The organism is Rhodococcus sp. USK13 (assembly GCF_018343855.1).
Classification (GTDB): Bacteria; Actinomycetota; Actinomycetes; order Mycobacteriales; family Mycobacteriaceae; genus Rhodococcus_F; species Rhodococcus_F oxybenzonivorans.
In genome coordinates, this window is sequence record NZ_CP069242.1 from 2,053,989 (window position 1) to 2,070,136 (window position 16,148).

14 protein-coding genes are annotated in these 16,148 nt (G+C 66.2%); 8 read left to right on the forward strand and 6 right to left on the reverse strand.

The window, feature by feature from the left end; genetic code table 11:
• Together JQT59_RS12125 and abmR are read right to left on the reverse strand one after the other, a co-directional pair.
• The gene (locus JQT59_RS12125) at positions 1 to 1,581 is read right to left on the reverse strand and encodes an ABC-F family ATP-binding cassette domain-containing protein (protein WP_213576341.1); all 1,581 of its coding nucleotides are present in this window, start codon (positions 1,579 to 1,581) and stop codon (positions 1 to 3) included.
• Between the two features lie 140 nt (positions 1,582 to 1,721).
• The gene (gene abmR / locus JQT59_RS12130) at positions 1,722 to 2,288 is read right to left on the reverse strand and encodes an ATP-binding transcription factor AbmR (protein ID WP_109333322.1); all 567 of its coding nucleotides are present in this window, start codon (positions 2,286 to 2,288) and stop codon (positions 1,722 to 1,724) included.
• A gap of 94 nt (positions 2,289 to 2,382) precedes the next feature.
• Between abmR and JQT59_RS12135 the strand changes: the two genes are divergently transcribed.
• The 3 genes from JQT59_RS12135 (at position 2,383) to JQT59_RS12145 (ending at position 6,787) form a co-directional block, all read left to right on the forward strand.
• Positions 2,383 to 4,185, forward strand: coding sequence for a penicillin-binding transpeptidase domain-containing protein (locus tag JQT59_RS12135; protein ID WP_213576342.1), 1,803 nt, complete (start codon positions 2,383 to 2,385; stop codon positions 4,183 to 4,185).
• Between the two features lie 97 nt (positions 4,186 to 4,282).
• Positions 4,283 to 5,962: an NTF2-like N-terminal transpeptidase domain-containing protein gene (locus JQT59_RS12140; RefSeq protein ID WP_213577664.1), complete on the forward strand. Its 1,680-nt coding sequence runs from the start codon at positions 4,283 to 4,285 to the stop codon at positions 5,960 to 5,962.
• Positions 5,963 to 6,049: 87 nt separating this feature from the next.
• Positions 6,050 to 6,787: a sulfite exporter TauE/SafE family protein gene (locus tag JQT59_RS12145; protein ID WP_159924101.1), complete on the forward strand. Its 738-nt coding sequence runs from the start codon at positions 6,050 to 6,052 to the stop codon at positions 6,785 to 6,787.
• A gap of 21 nt (positions 6,788 to 6,808) precedes the next feature.
• Here the strand turns inward: JQT59_RS12145 and JQT59_RS12150 are convergent, their stop codons facing one another.
• Positions 6,809 to 8,281, reverse strand: a complete 1,473-nt coding sequence (locus JQT59_RS12150) for a peptide MFS transporter (RefSeq protein WP_213576343.1) — start codon at positions 8,279 to 8,281, stop codon at positions 6,809 to 6,811.
• Positions 8,282 to 8,341: 60 nt separating this feature from the next.
• Positions 8,342 to 8,719, reverse strand: a complete 378-nt coding sequence (locus JQT59_RS12155; protein WP_213576344.1) for a DUF3054 domain-containing protein — start codon at positions 8,717 to 8,719, stop codon at positions 8,342 to 8,344.
• 545 nt (positions 8,720 to 9,264) lie between these two features.
• Between JQT59_RS12155 and JQT59_RS12160 the strand changes: the two genes are divergently transcribed.
• The gene (locus JQT59_RS12160) at positions 9,265 to 9,507 is read left to right on the forward strand and encodes a helix-turn-helix domain-containing protein (RefSeq protein ID WP_213577665.1); all 243 of its coding nucleotides are present in this window, start codon (positions 9,265 to 9,267) and stop codon (positions 9,505 to 9,507) included.
• Here JQT59_RS12160 and JQT59_RS12165 read toward each other — a convergent pair.
• Positions 9,504 to 10,625: a lysylphosphatidylglycerol synthase transmembrane domain-containing protein gene (locus JQT59_RS12165; RefSeq protein WP_213576345.1), complete on the reverse strand. Its 1,122-nt coding sequence runs from the start codon at positions 10,623 to 10,625 to the stop codon at positions 9,504 to 9,506. The genes JQT59_RS12160 and JQT59_RS12165 overlap by 4 nt on opposite strands.
• Before the next feature lie 28 nt (positions 10,626 to 10,653).
• Complete coding sequence (locus tag JQT59_RS12170; RefSeq protein WP_213576346.1) at positions 10,654 to 12,111, reverse strand: adenylate/guanylate cyclase domain-containing protein; 1,458 nt, start codon at positions 12,109 to 12,111, stop codon at positions 10,654 to 10,656.
• Positions 12,112 to 12,355: 244 nt separating this feature from the next.
• Here JQT59_RS12170 and JQT59_RS12175 point away from each other — a divergent pair, with 244 nt between their 5' ends.
• The 4 genes from JQT59_RS12175 to JQT59_RS12190 all read left to right on the forward strand — a co-directional run bounded on the left by JQT59_RS12175 (position 12,356) and on the right by JQT59_RS12190 (position 16,096).
• A complete protein-coding gene (locus tag JQT59_RS12175; RefSeq protein ID WP_249354591.1) occupies positions 12,356 to 13,495 on the forward strand; it encodes an AI-2E family transporter in 1,140 nt (379 codons plus the stop codon).
• Positions 13,492 to 14,700, forward strand: a complete 1,209-nt coding sequence (gene macS / locus JQT59_RS12180) for a MacS family sensor histidine kinase (protein ID WP_213576347.1) — start codon at positions 13,492 to 13,494, stop codon at positions 14,698 to 14,700. The genes JQT59_RS12175 and macS overlap by 4 nt, the downstream gene beginning before the upstream one ends.
• Entirely contained in the window at positions 14,693 to 15,361 is a 669-nt protein-coding gene (locus tag JQT59_RS12185; protein ID WP_213576348.1) for a response regulator, read from the forward strand. Before macS ends, JQT59_RS12185 begins: the two co-directional genes overlap by 8 nt.
• A 72-nt stretch (positions 15,362 to 15,433) precedes the next feature.
• The gene (locus JQT59_RS12190) at positions 15,434 to 16,096 is read left to right on the forward strand and encodes a DUF1707 SHOCT-like domain-containing protein (RefSeq protein WP_213576349.1); all 663 of its coding nucleotides are present in this window, start codon (positions 15,434 to 15,436) and stop codon (positions 16,094 to 16,096) included.
• The last annotated feature ends 52 nt before the right edge of the window (positions 16,097 to 16,148 follow it).

A 16,148-nucleotide genomic window follows, 5' to 3' on the forward strand; every position in this document is an offset into this window, starting at 1 on the left:
CTACAGCAGCCCGTCCTCGGTGAGTTCCAGCCGCCGCGTCACCCCGATGTCCTCGAGAAAACGACGGTCGTGACTCACCACGATCAGTGCTCCCCGAAAACTGTGGAGCGCCTGCGTGAGATGCGACAGACTCGGGAGGTCGAGGTTGTTCGTCGGCTCGTCCAGCAGTAGCAGGCGGGGTGCAGGTTCGGCCAGCAACATCGTTGCGAGAGCTGCGCGTAACCGTTCGCCGCCCGACAATGCCGAGGCGAGCACGTCGGAGTCGTTCCCGCGGAACAGAAACCGGGCCAATTGTGCGCGAATCTGCTCCTGCGAGGCATGCGGCGCGGCGGCGGCGACATTCTGCGCCACCGTGAGCGTCTCGTCGAAGACGTCGAGCCGTTGTGGCAGGGACTTGAACGGTACGCGCGGTCCCGCTGCGACGATTGCGTCGAGCAGCGTCGTCTTGCCGATACCGTTGCGCCCGACCAGTGCGATACGTTCCGGCCCGACTACGTGGAGCGACACCCGTTGTCCGCTGCCGAGTTCCAGGTCCTGCACCGAAATCACGTCCTGGCCCGAATGCACCTCCGTGTCGGGAAGTTCGATGCGTACCTCGCGGTCGTCCCGGACTGCACTCTCCGCTTCCGTCAACGACTCCCTGGCCTCGTCGACCTTCGCGATGTGGTTGTTTCGCAGCTTCCCCGCCGATTCCTGAGCTTGACGCTTCCGCATCCCCATCACGATCTTCGGTTCACGCTTGGTCTCGAACATCTTCTGGCCGTAGCGTTTGCGCCGATCCAACTTGATCCGCGCCTCGGCGAGCTCCCGTTTCTGCTTCTGTACGTCGCCACGCGCGTCCCGTACCGCGGCCAATGCAGCTTCCTGCTCCGCCTCCACGATCTCCTGGTAGACGCTGAAGTTGCCGCCGAACATCCGGATGCCGCCGCCGCGCAGCTCCGCGGTGGCGTCCATCAGGTCGAGCAGATCACGGTCGTGGCTGACCACCAGCATGGCGCCCGAGAACTGCTCGACGACGGAGTAGAGCCTGCGGCGCGAACTTCCGTCCAGATTGTTGGTGGGCTCGTCGAGCAGAAGTATCTCCGGTTCGGTCAGCAGCTTTGCGGTGAGGCCGAGCAGGACCGTTTCACCCCCGGACAGTGTGCCGACCGTGCGATCGAGGTCGCTCGCGGAGCCGAGCACCCGCTCGAGCCCAAGTTTGTGCAGCGTCGAGATCGCGCGTTCCTCGATGTCCCAGCGACCCTGGGCAGCGTCGAAGTCCTCGGGCGTGCCCACCCCGGATTCGATCCGGTGCAGCGACTGGCGAAGATCGGCGATACCGAGGATGCGGTCTACCCGCAGACCCGGATCGAGGGTGATGTCCTGCGGCAGGTAGGCCACCTCGCCGCGTGTGACGATCGACCCCCGGTCGGGCTGCAGTACGCCGGCGATCAAGCGAAGGAGGGTGGATTTTCCGGTGCCGTTGAGGCCGACCACGCCGGTACGCCCCGAGCCGAACACGGCGTCGACGCCGTGGAAGACCGGTTCGCCGTCAGGCCACGAAAAAGTGAGATCGGACAGGGACAGATATGACTGGGCCATGGGGTACTCCGAGGTGTGTGCGGATTAAGACTCGCGGAACTACCTCGTCAGGAGCAACGGCCCGTGTCCTTTCGTCTGACGCGCCCTCTGCGCATCGGGTGAGTTCAGGGTAAGGCCCACCCGATGCCGCGGCAATCGAATTAAATCTGCGGGCCGTCCGCGCGCAATTCGTCCACCTTCGCCATCGCCTCGCGCAGTTCGGTGAGCCACTGCTCACTGTGCTTGCCTGCGAGTCGAACCGTCCACATCAGGGCGTCCGAGCGAGATCGCGCCACCCCGGCGTCGACCAGTGTGTCGAGAACCTTGCGTTCGGGCTGGCGAAGTCGAGTCATCACCGGTACGGCGAGGTGAGTGAACAGCGAGCGGCGGCCGTCGAGGGTGACTCCCCACGCCACCTTCCGTCCGTAGCGGAGTTCGGCCTCGTGTGCGATGCGCATTCGGTCGGCGCGAGTGCTCTCGCGGAAGCGTGCGATGCGCCCGTCGACGGCGGCCTCCGAGGCGGAGTCGCCGGACTCGACGGGAGGCAGCTCTCCCACGACGACGATTTCCTCACGGTCGACCTCGACGGTGGCCGGCCCGGTGAACCAGTCGTCGGGCAGTCGGCCGGCGAACCAGTCGGCCGCGTCGCTCGCATCGGGAACATCTGCTTGCTGCCATCCGCCGGGACGACCGAAACGGCGGTCTCCGGGGGCCTGGGCGTTCTTCATGGCGTCCTCCTGGGAGCCTGGGTGCTCTGTCTGTGTGACGAAGCACTGATTACATGATTACACCCTTATCGTCAGGGCCGCCAGCATCTCAGGCATGATCGACTACGTGCGCACCTCAACAGTTCGTCACAGTCCCACCGGCCCCAGGCGTAAGGCCGCCGCCGGCATAGCCGTCCTCGTGATGACGTTGTCCGCCTGCGGCCTCTTCGGACCGGATCAGCCGGACACCGTCAGCCAGGAGTTCGTCGATGCTCTGAATGCCGACGACGTCCAGGCAGCCGCGGCCCTCACCACCGACCCCGCCGCCGCATCGGCGGCCATCACCGCCCTCTACGACGGGCTCGGCAACAAGGACGGAACCTTCGCCCGTACCGAAGTGCAGGAGTCGGGCGACGACGCCGGAACCTTCACGATGGAGGTCACCTGGCCCTTCGCCGAGGGTCAGGAGTGGAAGTACAGCACGAGTGGCAACGCGGCGAAGCAGGGTGACGACTGGAAGATCACCTGGGACCCGGCCGTGCTTGCGCCCGGGCTCACGGAAGACACGACCGTTCGCTACACCCCGACGACCGGGCGGCCGCCGAAGGTTCTGTCGTCGTCGGGCGCGCCGATACTCACGGAGCAAGTGGTCACTCTGGTGAACCTGGACCAGGGTGCGGACACCGCCGCAGTCGCAGCGCTGCTGACCCCCCTCGCACCCACGATCACCCCGGCGTCACTGCAGAAGGATGTGGCCGATGCCCAGGGCAAACCCGTCACCGCGCTCAGCCTGCGTGCGGAAGATCTGGCGCCCATCGAGGCGCAACTGACTGCACTTCCGGGGGTGACGCTCGTCCCGCAGGCGCGACTGCTGAGCACCGACAAGGCACTCGCATCCCCGACGCTGTCCGGACTCGCCGACCTGTGGCAGCAGGGGCAGGACGCGTCCGCCGGGTGGGCCGTCCAGTTGGTCTCAGCCGACGGCTCGGCGGAGAGTATCGCGGGGGAGGACGGCCCCGTCGCCCCCGACATCACGACCACCCTCGACCTCCCGATGCAGGCGGCGGCCGAGCGGGCTCTGGCGGACATGCCGCAGCAAGCCGCGATCGTCGCCCTGCGCCCGTCCACCGGTGCCGTGCTGGCGGTCGCGCAGAACGCTCCCGCCGACGCGCTCGGCCCGATCGCGCTCACCGGGCTGTACCCGCCGGGGTCCACCTTCAAGACGGTCACGACGTCGGCTGCCCTGCAGGCCGGATCCGCCACCATCGACACGGTGCTGCCCTGCCCGGGAACCGAGAACATCGAGGGCAGACAGATACCCAATGACGACCAATTCGACCTGGGTCAGGTCCCGCTGCACACCGCCTTCGCCCGATCGTGCAATACCACGATGGGCCGGTTGGCTGTGGGGCTTCCGGCCGATGCCTTGCAGAACGCGGCCCTGCAGTTCGGACTCGGGGTGGATTATGTGACACCGGGTTTGACAACCGTGACCGGCAACGTACCCATCGCCGACAGTTCGGCGGCCCGTGTCGAATCGGCGATCGGTCAGGGTCAGGTTACGGCGTCCCCCTTCGGAATGGCATTGGTCGCGGCATCGATCGCTCACGGCTCCACGCCGGCGCCCATGATCGTGACGGGGCAACCGGGCACTGCCGATCGGTCGGCCCCGCCGGTGCCTGCCGAGGTGACCGCGGATCTGCGGACTATGATGCGTGAAACTGTGACCGGCGGTACCGCTACTGCGCTGCAGGACATTCCGGGACTGCTCGGAAAAACCGGCACGGCGGAGTCCGGTAACGGTCCGGCACACGGCTGGTTCGTCGGAATCAAGGACGATCTCGCATTTGCCGTATTTGTCGCCACAGGAGACAGCTCGGCCCCTGCTGTGCAGGCCGCGGGGCGTTTTCTGCGCTAAACCGGTTCGCTGGTCGTGCTCGGCGAGATAAGTTGTGGCTCAACCGTAACTCCTTCGTAGGCAAGTTGTGCTTGTTACGCATGTGACTGAAAGCAAGATGGTGGACATGGGGAATGGACGATCGCTTGGACGCCGCAACAAATACGTGATCGCCCTCGTAACGGCTGTGATATCAGCGGTCGTTCTGGCGTCCTGCGTGATGTCGTCAGAGGAGGCCGACGCCAAGTCGGTCGTCGCCTCCTTCGTCGAAGCGCTGAACGAGCGCGATGCCGCTGCCGCTGCCGCACACACCTCGTATCCCAACGCCGCAGAGTCGGCGATTCAGCAGATGTTCGACGGCTTGAAACCCGAGGACGCCCAGTTCGACCTCACCCAGTTCATGGACCTCGGTTCCGACTCCGGGTTCTTCACCGTCGGTGCCGCGTGGAACTTCGGTGAGGGCAAGGACTGGAGCTATCAGGTGCAGGGCGGCGTGCGGCATCTGTCGGTGGGCTGGCGCATCTCGTGGGATCCGTCGATCCTCGCGCCCGACCTCGGCAACGGGCGTGTCGTCCGCTACGACCGGACGGACGCCGCTCCGCCCAGGATTTTCGACGCCGCCGGTGCGCTGCTGATGAACGAGCAGACCATCAATGCGATCACCTTGGATCCGGCCACGATGGCGGATCCCGTCGCGACCACCCGCCGCCTGGCCGAAGTCCTCGAACCGGTGGCTCCGCTGGTGACGGCAGACACGATGATGGCCGATCTCGCCCAGAAACCGGGAGAGCAGGTCACCGCAGTCCTCCTGCGCGATCAGGACTACCTGTACCTGGAGGAGGACTTGAACATCCCCGGGGTCGTGGTGATCAAGACACCGAAACTGATCACAGCGGATCGCCGCATCACCACTCCGCTGCTCGACCCGCTGCGGAAGGTGTGGCAAGCGAACCGTGACGCCACCGCCGGCTGGGCCGTCCACCTCGTCGATCCCGACGGCACGCTGATCCCGCAGGCGGGATTCCAGGGCCCACCCGGACCAGACATCGTCGCCACCATGGATTCGCGGCTGCAGCTGGCTGCAGAGGAAGCGGTGGTCAGTGTGGGCACCCCGGCCTCGATCATCGCGATCCAGCCGTCCACAGGGGCCGTTCTCGCCGCCGCGCAGAACAACCAGGCGATGGAGCAGGGGCCGATCACCTTCCAGGGTCTCTACCCGGCCGGGTCGAACCTCGACCTGATCAAGAAGGCCGCCGGACTGCAGAAGGGCGTCGACCCGTCGTCGCTGTCGATGGAGGACATCGCGAAGGCAGGGAACCAATTCGGACTCGGGATGAACTACAACGTTCCGGGGCTCGACCACCAGACCGCGGTGTTCACTGCCGACCAATCGGGAATGAACCAAGTGATGAACCGCAAGAACGAGGACCTGCCCGCCGTGACACCGTTCGGAATGGCGATGGTGGCGGCGTCGATCGCCCGGGGCAGTGCGCCCGCACCGATGATCGTGCAGGGTCAGCCGGGGACCACCGAGGTGGCGGCGCAGCCGCTTCCCGCGAACGTCACCGATCAGCTGCGTGCAATGATGCGGGACAACGTGGTGCGCGGCGGCGCTTCTCTGCTGAACGGCTACCCCGACCTCATCGGCATGAACGGGGCCAGCGGCGATGACCGCTGGTTCTACGGATCCCGCGGAGACCTCGCCTTCGCGGTTCTCGTTGCCGACGCGGACGGTGGCGACCGCGCCGTGAAGATGACCGACATGCTGTTCCGGGAAATGGCCAAGCCGGCGAGCTGACCCCTGCGCCCACCGGCGACGTACGGCGGCGCCGAAGGAGCGCGGCGGCGCTGAAGGAGCAAGTACGCAAGGGTAAGTTTTTCACCTGTGCCCCTGCTCGATATCGGTCTACTCGTCGTCGCGGGGTTCTTCGCGGGACTGGTCGGCTTCGTCACCGGACTGGCCTCCATCGTGTCGTACCCGGCCCTGCTCGCAGCGGGACTGCCGCCTGTCACCGCGAACGTCACCAACACCGTTGCGATGGTGGCCGTCGGCGTCGGCGCGCTCTCCAACTCGACGCGCGAGGTGGCGGACACGGGCCCGAAGCTGTGGCGCTGGGTGCTGGCGTCCGCTGCGGGTGGAATAGTCGGGGCAGCGATCCTCCTGGGTGCCCCCGAGGGTTCCTTCGAGGCCGTCGTGCCGTTCATGGTGGCGTTCGCCGCGCTTGCCCTGCTCTTGCAGCCGCGGATCCGCGCGTTCGCAGGGGAGCGCGACCTGCCCCGTACCTACATGCTGTCCCTGTTCGTCGTCGCAATCTACGGCGGCTATTTCGGCGCGGGAGCCGGCGTGATCTTCCTGGCGAGCGCGTTGATCCTCACGTCCGAGACGATCTGGCGCGCCACCATCTTGAAAAGCTTCCTTTTGGGTATCGCGAACCTCGTGGCGGCTCTCGGCTTCGCGGTGTTCGGACCCGTTCACTGGGGCGCAGCGGCGGCGATGGCGATCGGTGCCCTTGCTGGGGGTTGGTGCGGTCCGCCGGTGGTCAAGCGGATTCCGCCGTCGATACTCCGTGTCGTGATCGCGGTGGCGGGGTTCGGCCTCGCCGGGTGGCTGTGGATGCGGTGAGCGGACGACCACGAACCGCGGTCAGTGCACTCCCTTCATCAGACGCTTGATCCACGGTGAGCCGACCGCCAGCAGCACGCCCACCGCGATGGACCCGAGGCCGATAGCGGTGAAGTAGGGAACCTCGTTGTTCTCGTTGTAGAAACCGGCCAACGTGCCCGCCATCGCGGTACCCAGCGCCACGGACAGGAAGAACAGGGCAACCATCTGCGTGTGGAAAGCCTCCGGCGCGAGCTTGGTCGACAGCGACAACCCGACCGGCGACAGGAGCAGTTCCGCGAAGGTGAACAGCAGGAGAATGCCGCACAGGCCGAGGAGTGGAGCGCTGTTGGCGCCACCACCGGACATCGGAATGAACGCCAGAAACGCCAGCCCCATGATCATCGTGCCCATCGCGAACTTGACGGGGGAGGACGGCTGGCGCGGCCCGAGCTTCGTCCATGCGGCGGCGAACACGCCCGCGAAAATGATGATGAAGACCGGGTTGATCGATTGCACCCAGGAGGGCGGGAAGTCCCATCCGAACAGGTTGCGGTCGAGTCGCTTGTCGGAGTAGACCGCGACGGTGGTGAACTGCTGCTGGAACAGCGACCAGAAGACGGCACTCGCGATGAACATCGGAATGAACGCGTAGACCCGGCTCCGCTCGATCGCGGTGATGCGGCGACTCGACAGGATGATGGCGAAGTAGCCGACGGCCGCGACAACAGTGAGCGCCACGACGACATCCGACATGTTGCTCGTGGTGACCAGACCGGTCAGGCACGCCGCGGCGATCACGATCACTGCTGCGGCGGCGATGGCGATCCACTTGGTGCGCTGGTCCGACGGAAGAGGGTTGGGGGCGGTCGCACCGATGCCGCGCAGATGTTTGCGGCCCAGCGTGTACTGAACCAGACCGAACGCCATACCGACGGCGGCGAGGGCGAAACCGGCGTGGAAGCCCATGGTGTCCTGCGCCCAGCCGGTCAGCAGGGGGCCGACGAGGGCGCCGAGGTTGATACCCATGTAGAAGATGGAGAACCCGGCGTCGCGGCGCTCGTCGTGCTCGTCGTAGAGGTCGCCGACCAGCGAGGTGGCGTTCGCCTTCAGACCGCCACTGCCGAAGGCCACGCAAACGAGTCCGACCCCCACACCCCACAGGCCCGGGAAGACGGCCAGTGCGATGTGCCCGAGCATGACGAGTACCGCGCTGTAGAACAGGGTGCGCTCGGAGCCCAGGAGCCGGTCGGCGATCCACGCTCCGAGGATCGTCGAGAGGTACACCGTGCCGCCGTAGGCGCCGACGATGCTGGTGGCCGAGGCCTCGGAGATTCCGAGGCCGCCGTCGGCTGCCGAGTAGTAGAGGTAGTAGATCAGGATGCCCTGCATCCCGTAGAACGAGAACCTCTCCCACATCTCCACGCCGAACAGGTTCGCGAGGGCAAACGGCTGGCCGAAGAAACCGGTGTCGGCTCGCTTTTCGTCCTGCCGCGGATCGACGGTGTCACTCATGCAACGACTGTCCCACTTCGCACGTCGGTTCGGGCGGCGACGCGGCGGATCCGCTGCCGATCAGCTGGGTGTGCGTACCTTCGTGACGGCTCTCGCGACCGCACGCCAGCCGAGAAGGAACACCGCCAGAACAGTGCCCGCTACCAGGATGAAACTGAATGCCGTGCCCTGACCGCTGACGACGCGGAGCAGCATGCCGACCACCAGCGTCGAGAACCACACCAGCAGCCCCGTCGGCACGATCAACACGGCGTCGAACTTGTCGCGGTACAGCGCTACGGTCGCGAGCCAGCCGACGGCGAGGCCACTGAGGAATGGCCACGCCGTGATGGCGAGTCCCGTCAGCGCGTTGGCTTCGTCGTGGCTCCGGCGGCCGATGGCGCAGAAGACGACCACGAGCACGACATCGACGACGAGTGCGGGAAGGAACTTCTTCACCCGGTCAGCGTAATGCGGCGGCACATGCGACCCACGGGCACGGCCGACTCTTGTTCTTGTGGAGGATGCGCAGCATCCGGGGCGACGTGGACCGTGCTGACCATCTCCTCGAAATCTCCAGCCGAGACTGTAGACTTTTGGTAGCGACGGTTCTAAAGTATTGATCGTCAACAGAGGGAATCAACTAGCGGGGTAGCCGACGGGCTACCGAGGAAAGACGAAGGCACGGGGCGGAGCCGGAAGGACGAAGAGGTGGCTCCGCCCCCCGAACACCCGGCGTGAGAAGGAGAAGGTCAGCTACTCACGCTGTTCACAAGAAGTCGAGGTGAGAGGCGGGTGTTGCGTATCCATCATCAGGATCCGTATGCAATGAATGTCTTGTCCTTGTGCCGGCCGCGGCCGGTGCAGCTATAACCCCTTCGGACCCCGGCGCGAGCTCGCGCCGGGGTCCCTTACAACGCAACGAAGGGCTCGACGCAGGAACTGTGGATAACTCCACCGGCACAACCAATGAACTCGACAACGACGACTACCCCGCATACACCATGGGGCGCGCCGCCGATCTTCTCGGTGTCACCGCAGCGTTTCTTCGGAGTCTCGACGACATGGGATTGCTGGTGGCGTACCGCTCGGAGGGCGGGCATCGCCGCTATTCGCGGCGTCAGCTGCGGCTTGCCGCCCGCGTCCGGGAGCTCGTGGACAGCGGCACGGCAGTTGAAGCGGCCTGCCGCATCATCTCGCTCGAAGATCAGCTCGCCGAGGCTCGGCGCGAAAATACCAGCCGCTAGGCAGTGTCGGCTTCGCCGGTGCTGTGCGGGGTGTGTTCCGCCCCTGGCTGCTCCCGGCGTTCGAACTCGAGGTCCATCTCCAGGTCCTCGTGCTGGTTGTGGCGGAAGAGAATGAGGAAGACGATCCACCCGATCAGGGCCACGAGTATGTAACTGACCATGCGGTAGACGAAGACGGCTGCGAGCGCCTGCGATGCCGTCGTTCCCGCCGCCGTCAGGGTGGCGATCAAGGTGCCGTCGACGAACCCGAGTCCCCCCGGTGCCAGCGGAATACTGGCAACCGCCTTGGCGGCAGCGAACGCGATGAGCAAACCGGCGAACGAGGGTTCGGCGCCGACGGCCCAGCAGGCGAACCCCAGGCAGGCCACATCGGCGAGTCGGTGCACCGCCGACCACCCGAAGGCGGCGAGGGAATCGCGCCGGCCCAGCTCCACCGAATCGAGCTGGCTGAGGATCTCCTTCCACCGCTCGACGCCTGTTTCCGGGGGGTTCTTACGGAACCTGTTGTACCGAGTGAGAACCCGATGTCCCGTCGACTCGATGCAGTCGGGGTTACGGGATATGTATCGCAAGCCGTAGAACAGGGCAAAAGCGGCGATCAGCGACAGCACCAGGGTGATGGGGCTGACTCTGGTTCCGACGGCGAACGCGCCGGCCACGCCGAGGAACGCGAGGCTGCCTGCGGCGATCACCCCGGAGATCGCGAGCTGCCACGATGCGACGACAGGCGTCGCGCCCCACTTGCGGGTCTGCTTGTACGTGAACGCGGTGGAGAAGACCTGGCCTGCCGGCAGGCTGACGGCCATCGCAGTGCTCGCGTAGATGACGGAGACGGACTTCAACTGGGAGACGACGACGCCTCCGGCTCGCAGCAACCGCTGCTGGACGGCGCCGTAGCCGCTCAGCGACACCGTCTGCGCCGCGATGCAGGCAGCGACCCATCCCCAGTGGATTTCGGTGAGTGCTTTCCACGAATCGCTGAGGGTCGGCCACAAGTAGATGCCCTCGATGGTCAGGAGGGCGAGCAGCCCGGCCCCGAGCAGCCATTTGATCCACCAGAATCGACTTCGCTGCCGAGGAGGCTCGGCAGTGGGCGGGTCGGAACGAGGCAGGGCCACATCCCAAGCGTAACCAACGGGTAGCGGATTACTCCGGATAGTCCTCCGGCCAAGCCAGATGGGTGTTGCGACGACGCCCACGTAACTGCACCTGTTCGCCCAGCTCCCAGTGTGCCTGCTCTTCCTCGTCGGCGAAGTACAGCGCGCTGGTGGACGCCAGGACGCGGCTTGGATGGAGCTTGGCGAGCTCGGTGAGGCGCGACGCCTCGTTGACGGGGTCGCCGATGACGGTGTATTCGAATCTTTCTGCGGCCCCGATATTTCCGGCGACGGCCAGGCCCGCGGACACGCCGATGCCGATGTCGAGACCGGTGATCTCGTGGAGCGCGAACCTCAGCTCCCGCGCGGCGGCCAGTGCGGCGGTCGGGGCGTCGGGGCGGTCGAGCGGGGCGCCGAAGATTGCGAGGGCCGCGTCACCCATGAACTTGTTGACGAATCCGTGGTGTCGGTCGATCACATCGACGACGACGCGGAAGAACTCGTTGAGCAGATTCACCACCTCGCCGGGCGGACGTTCGGCCGCCGCACCGGTGGACCCGACCATGTCGACGAACAGAACGGCCACGAACCTCGTCTCGCCGCCGAGTTCGGTGCCGAACTGGAGTGCTCGCCGTGCCACGTCCTCACCGACATGTTGACCGAACAGTTCACGCAGCAGTCGCCGCTCGTCGGACTCGCGCATCATCCGGTTGAACCCGACCTGCAACCGTCCGATCTCGCTTCCGTCGAACACTTCCACCCGCACGTCGGTGGCGCCGCGCTGGACCCGTTCGATGGCCCGCCGCAACTGCTTGATGGGGTCGGAGATCTGGCTGGCAGTCAGCATCGACAGTGCGAAGGCCTGTGCGATCGCGATGATCGACAGCAGCATGATCGCCCAGGCGAGTGCGTTGGGGGAGAACACGAGGTCGGTGGTCAACTGCGTGACGCAGAGCAGGATGATGCCGATGACGGGCATCAATGTGCCCAGGCCCCAGGTCATCGCCAGGCGGGTGCCGACCCCGGGGGCCATGGTCCGGTCGAATTCCCCCTCGCTGAGGGCGCGCGCCGCCACCGGGCGCAGAATGCGTTCCCCGAGCATGTAGGTGAAGCCGAACGTGGTGGTCGCGGCCATGCACACCGTGACGATCACCGCGACCGCGAGTTCGGGCATCTCGGTGATGGTGAGCAGCACGAAGATGATGCCGCCGAGTATCCACAGGACCAGATGCACGATCGCCTGCCGTAGCGGTGCGTGCAGCGCCGACATCTGTTCACTGCGGGTGGGCGGGCCGCCGCGTAATTGCCAGCGGATGACGGACCGCAGCATCATCGCTGCCGCAGCGAGACTCACCACCGCGGCGAAGGCCAGGTAGCCGCCGAAGATCGCGACGTTGCGCACCCGGTCGGCGATGATGGCCTGCGACTCGGGGATCGGCACGCCATAGCGCACAAACGCGAAAACCAGGATGGCGCCGATGAAATTGGCGAGGAGCATCGAGACCATATAGAGCGGCCACCTGCTGCGAACCGTCGCCGCGATCGCTCTATATGATTTCCGCACGCCGTTCAATTTAGCGGTGGGCAAGTTCGGGAGCGCAGGACACATCCCCTATTGGGTCCGGACACGCCTGATTCGGGCGCGAACTCCCCGGCAACCTGGTGAAGCTCGATACGCTCCGCAGGTGAACTCGAACGAGGGCTCGGCACCGGTGACCGCAGCGGAACGTAGGCACCGTGCCTCCGCGTCCGTGCATCCGGTCGTGCGGGTGGCGGCGGAGTGGACGTGGCGCCTGCTCGTCATCTTTGCCGGGCTGCTGACTCTCGGCTACATCGTCGCCAGGCTCGACACCGTGCTCATTCCCGTGGGGCTCGCACTGCTTGCCTCGGCTCTCCTCGTGCCACTCGTGGACTGGCTGCAGGAGAAGGGTGTGCCCCGATCGGCGGCGGTGGTGGTAATCCTGGTCGTGTCCATAGGCGTCGTCGCCGGGATCATGACGTTCGTGGTCGAACAGTTCGTCGCGGGTCTTCCCGGGCTGACCGCCCAGTTCGAGGCGAGCATCGACCAGATTCAGAACTGGTTCACCAATGGGCCGTTCCACTTCAGCGAGGATCAGATCCACCAGGCCGGCGACTCCGTGGTCAAGTCGATCCAGGACAACCGCGAGCAGCTCACCAGCGGTGCGCTGACCACGGCCACCGTCATCGGGGAGATCTTCACCGGGGCACTGCTGACCCTGTTCACTCTCATCTTCTTCCTCTACGGCGGAAGCCAGATCTGGGAGTTCGTCACCCGGCTCGTGCCTGCTGCTTCCCGCCCGCGCGTTCGGCTGGCCGGAAGCCAGGGGTTCGGCTCGCTCATCGGTTACGTCCGCGCCACCGTTGCGGTCGCAGCCGCCGACGCCATCGGCATCGGTGCGGGACTCGCCATCCTCGGGGTGCCTCTCGCACTTCCCCTGGCGTCGCTGGTCTTCATCGGTGCGTTCATCCCGATCGTCGGCGCGTTCCTCACCGGCTTTCTCGCTGTCCTCGTCGCCCTCGTCACCAAAGGCTTCCTCACCGCACTGATCGTGCTGGGCATCATCATCGGCGTGATGCAGCTCGAGGCCCACGTGCTGCAACCGCTGTTGCTCGGTCGCGCCGTCCGGCTGCATCCCCTCGCGGTGGTTCTCGCGATCACGACCGGAATCGTGCTCGCTGGGATCGTCGGCGGGCTACTCGCCGTTCCCATCGTCGCCGTGCTCAACACGGCGGTCCGTTCGCTGCTGTCCGGGGACCCCGAGGCCACGTTCGATGCGATCGAGGTCGACGATCCCGCCGTTCCGCTCTATCCGGCAGAACCTGACGAACCGGATGAACCGCAACACTCTCGATCCGACAGTTCCCCATGACCGACGACCATGAGCGCCGCACTCGGCTGCACTACCGGCCGACTGTGCGAGCCGCCGCGGAGCGAGACACCCAGCCGGATGCACCGCTGTGGCGTGCGGCGCAGGCGTTCCGGCTGGTCACCCTGGTGTATGCAATCAGCTACCAGTTCGTGTCCGTTCAGTACTACTCCCATCAACGGCTGAGCTGGTTCTTCGTTGCGCTGATGGCGGTGTGGTCGGGAGTCTCGGCGGTGCTGCTCTCGCACGGGAAGATCCCGCGCTATCAGATCGTCATCGCGGACCAACTCGTCGTCATCGCCTTGATGGCGTCGACGAGACTCGTGTCCGACCCCGACTGGTATCAGCACCACCAGACTCTGCCGACGACGTTGTGGGTCACCAACGCGGTGATCTCGGCCGCTGTCTTCGGCGGGCCGTGGCTGGGGATGGCATCGGGCGTCCTGATGGCGACTGTGAGCGCGGTGGTGCGCGACCAGGTCAACCTCGATTTGTGGCGTGACGCCACGGCGCCTGTGCTGGTGTCGGTCGGACTTGCTCTCGGCCTGGCCACCACGACGGCGAGACGGGCGCAGACCCAGCTGGAACGGGCCGTACGGCTGGCAGCGGCGACGGAGGAACGCGAACGCCTCGCCCGCGAAGTCCACGACGGGGTTCTCCAGGTACTTGCCCTCGTTCGTCGGCGCGGAAACGAAATCGGTGGTCCCGCAGCCGAGCTCGCGGACCTGGCGGGGGAGCAGGAGGTGGCGCTGCGCATGCTGATCTCCGAACAGGGCGCCGGGGTGACCGCAGACCTGGGCGGCGCGGCGATCGACCTGCGGCTCCTCCTGAGCACCCGGGCCAGCACCACGGTGTCGGTGTCGACGCCGGCCGATCCGGTGACGATCGAGCGGGGAAGGGCCACGGAACTGGCCGCGATCGTCGACACGGCGCTGTCCAATGTGGTGCAGCATGCCGGGGCCGGCGCCAGGGCTTACGTGCTGCTCGAAGATCTCGGGGACGACGTGATCGTCAGCGTGCGCGACGACGGCGCCGGGATCGCCCCCGGCAGGCTGGCCGAGGCGGAAGCCGAAGGACGCATGGGAATATCGAAGTCGATCCTGGGGCGGGTCCGAGTACTCGGCGGAACTGCCGAACTCGACACCGAACCCGGGCAGGGCACCGAATGGGAGATCCGCGTGCCGAAAGGAGAGGACCGGGATGGATGAGGAGCAGGCCGGTGGTCAGATCACGGTGATGGTGGTCGACGATCACCCGATGTGGCGGGACGCCGTCGCCCGGGACCTCGAGGGCGCCGGGTTCACCGTCGTCGCGACGGCTGACGGCGTCGCCGCCGCAGGCCGCCGCGCCGCCGCAGCGCGCCCGGACGTCGTACTCATGGACATGCAGCTGCCCGACGGAAACGGGGCGACCGCCACCGCTGCGGTACTCGAGGTGTCGCCCGACAGCCGGGTCCTCGTGCTGTCGGCGTCGTCGGAACGCGACGACGTCCTCGACGCCGTGAAGGCGGGTGCATCCGGGTACCTCGTGAAGAGCGCGTCGGTGGAGGAGCTGCGGGAGGCGGTGCGAGCCACCGCCGCCGGGCAGGCCGTCTTCACACCGGGCCTCGCCGGCCTGGTTCTCGGCGAGTATCGCCGGATGTCGAGTGCGCCCGCCGATGAGCGGGGACCGGCCGTTCCGAAGCTCACCGAGCGGGAGACGGAGGTCCTGCGTTTCGTCGCGAAAGGATTGAGCGCCAAGCAGATCGCAACCAAGTTGTCGCTCAGTCACCGCACCGTCGAGAACCACGTGCAGGCCACCTTGCGCAAGCTGCAGTTGGCCAACCGCGTCGAACTGACCCGGTACGCCATTGAGCAGGGCCTCGAGTAGCCGTGAGTACTTGTTGACAACGCGTTGTTAACAAGTACTCACGGGCGGCGGAGGCGCACTAACCTGGTCGGCATGGAGGCACGGGATCTACGCGTATCCGATGCGGAGCGCGAACACGTCGGTGAACTGCTGCAGCGAGCAGTCGGCCAGGGGATGCTGTCGCTGGGGGAGTTCACAGAACGAATGGACACGGCGCTGGCCGCGAAAACGCGCGGCGAACTCAACGCCGTCCTCGTCGACCTGCCGGGAATTCAGCTGATCTCGGAGTTCGTCCCGCCCCCGTATCCCGACCGGCCGTACGCCGCGCGGCCGGTCCCACCCTCGCCGGCACCTGCACCGTCGGTAGGCCACCACGTGTCCGTGCCGCCGCCCGGTGAGATCATCCGGGGTCGGATGTCCTCCATCACCCGCACCGGTTCGTGGAGTGTGCCGGCGTCCCTGAAAGTGGACACCCGGGTGTCGAGCGTGAATCTCGACTTCACCCGCGCAGTCATGGCGACCCAGGTGGTGTACCTCGATGTCGACGACTACGCGAGCTCGCTCACCCTGATCGTCCCCGCCGAGGCGACCGTCGATCTCAACGGGATAGAGACAGTGGGCGGCAGCGCCACCAACAAGGTGCGCAGCGGCCCGCCCATCGGCCCCCTGCACCTGGTGGTGCGCGGCAAAGTCCGGTTCGGCACAGTCACGGCCCGGCATCCGTTCGGCACCTCGCTCCGCAACATGTTCCAGTAAGCGGGTTCGTCGAAACCCCCACCCCGCTCGAGTAGGTCTACTCATGTGCGGA

Coding starts and splice junctions, on each gene's coding strand:
- JQT59_RS12170 (WP_213576346.1), bottom strand. CDS start 12,111: ATGGTCTCGATGCTCCTCGCCAATTTCATCGGCGCCATCCTGGTTTTC.
- abmR (WP_109333322.1), bottom strand. CDS start 2,288: ATGAAGAACGCCCAGGCCCCCGGAGACCGCCGTTTCGGTCGTCCCGGC.
- JQT59_RS12140 (WP_213577664.1), top strand. CDS start 4,283: ATGGTGGACATGGGGAATGGACGATCGCTTGGACGCCGCAACAAATAC.
- macS (WP_213576347.1), top strand. CDS start 13,492: ATGACCGACGACCATGAGCGCCGCACTCGGCTGCACTACCGGCCGACT.
- JQT59_RS12160 (WP_213577665.1), top strand. CDS start 9,265: ATGGGGCGCGCCGCCGATCTTCTCGGTGTCACCGCAGCGTTTCTTCGG.
- JQT59_RS12185 (WP_213576348.1), top strand. CDS start 14,693: ATGGATGAGGAGCAGGCCGGTGGTCAGATCACGGTGATGGTGGTCGAC.
- JQT59_RS12190 (WP_213576349.1), top strand. CDS start 15,434: ATGGAGGCACGGGATCTACGCGTATCCGATGCGGAGCGCGAACACGTC.
- JQT59_RS12135 (WP_213576342.1), top strand. CDS start 2,383: ATGATCGACTACGTGCGCACCTCAACAGTTCGTCACAGTCCCACCGGC.
- JQT59_RS12125 (WP_213576341.1), bottom strand. CDS start 1,581: ATGGCCCAGTCATATCTGTCCCTGTCCGATCTCACTTTTTCGTGGCCT.
- JQT59_RS12150 (WP_213576343.1), bottom strand. CDS start 8,281: ATGAGTGACACCGTCGATCCGCGGCAGGACGAAAAGCGAGCCGACACC.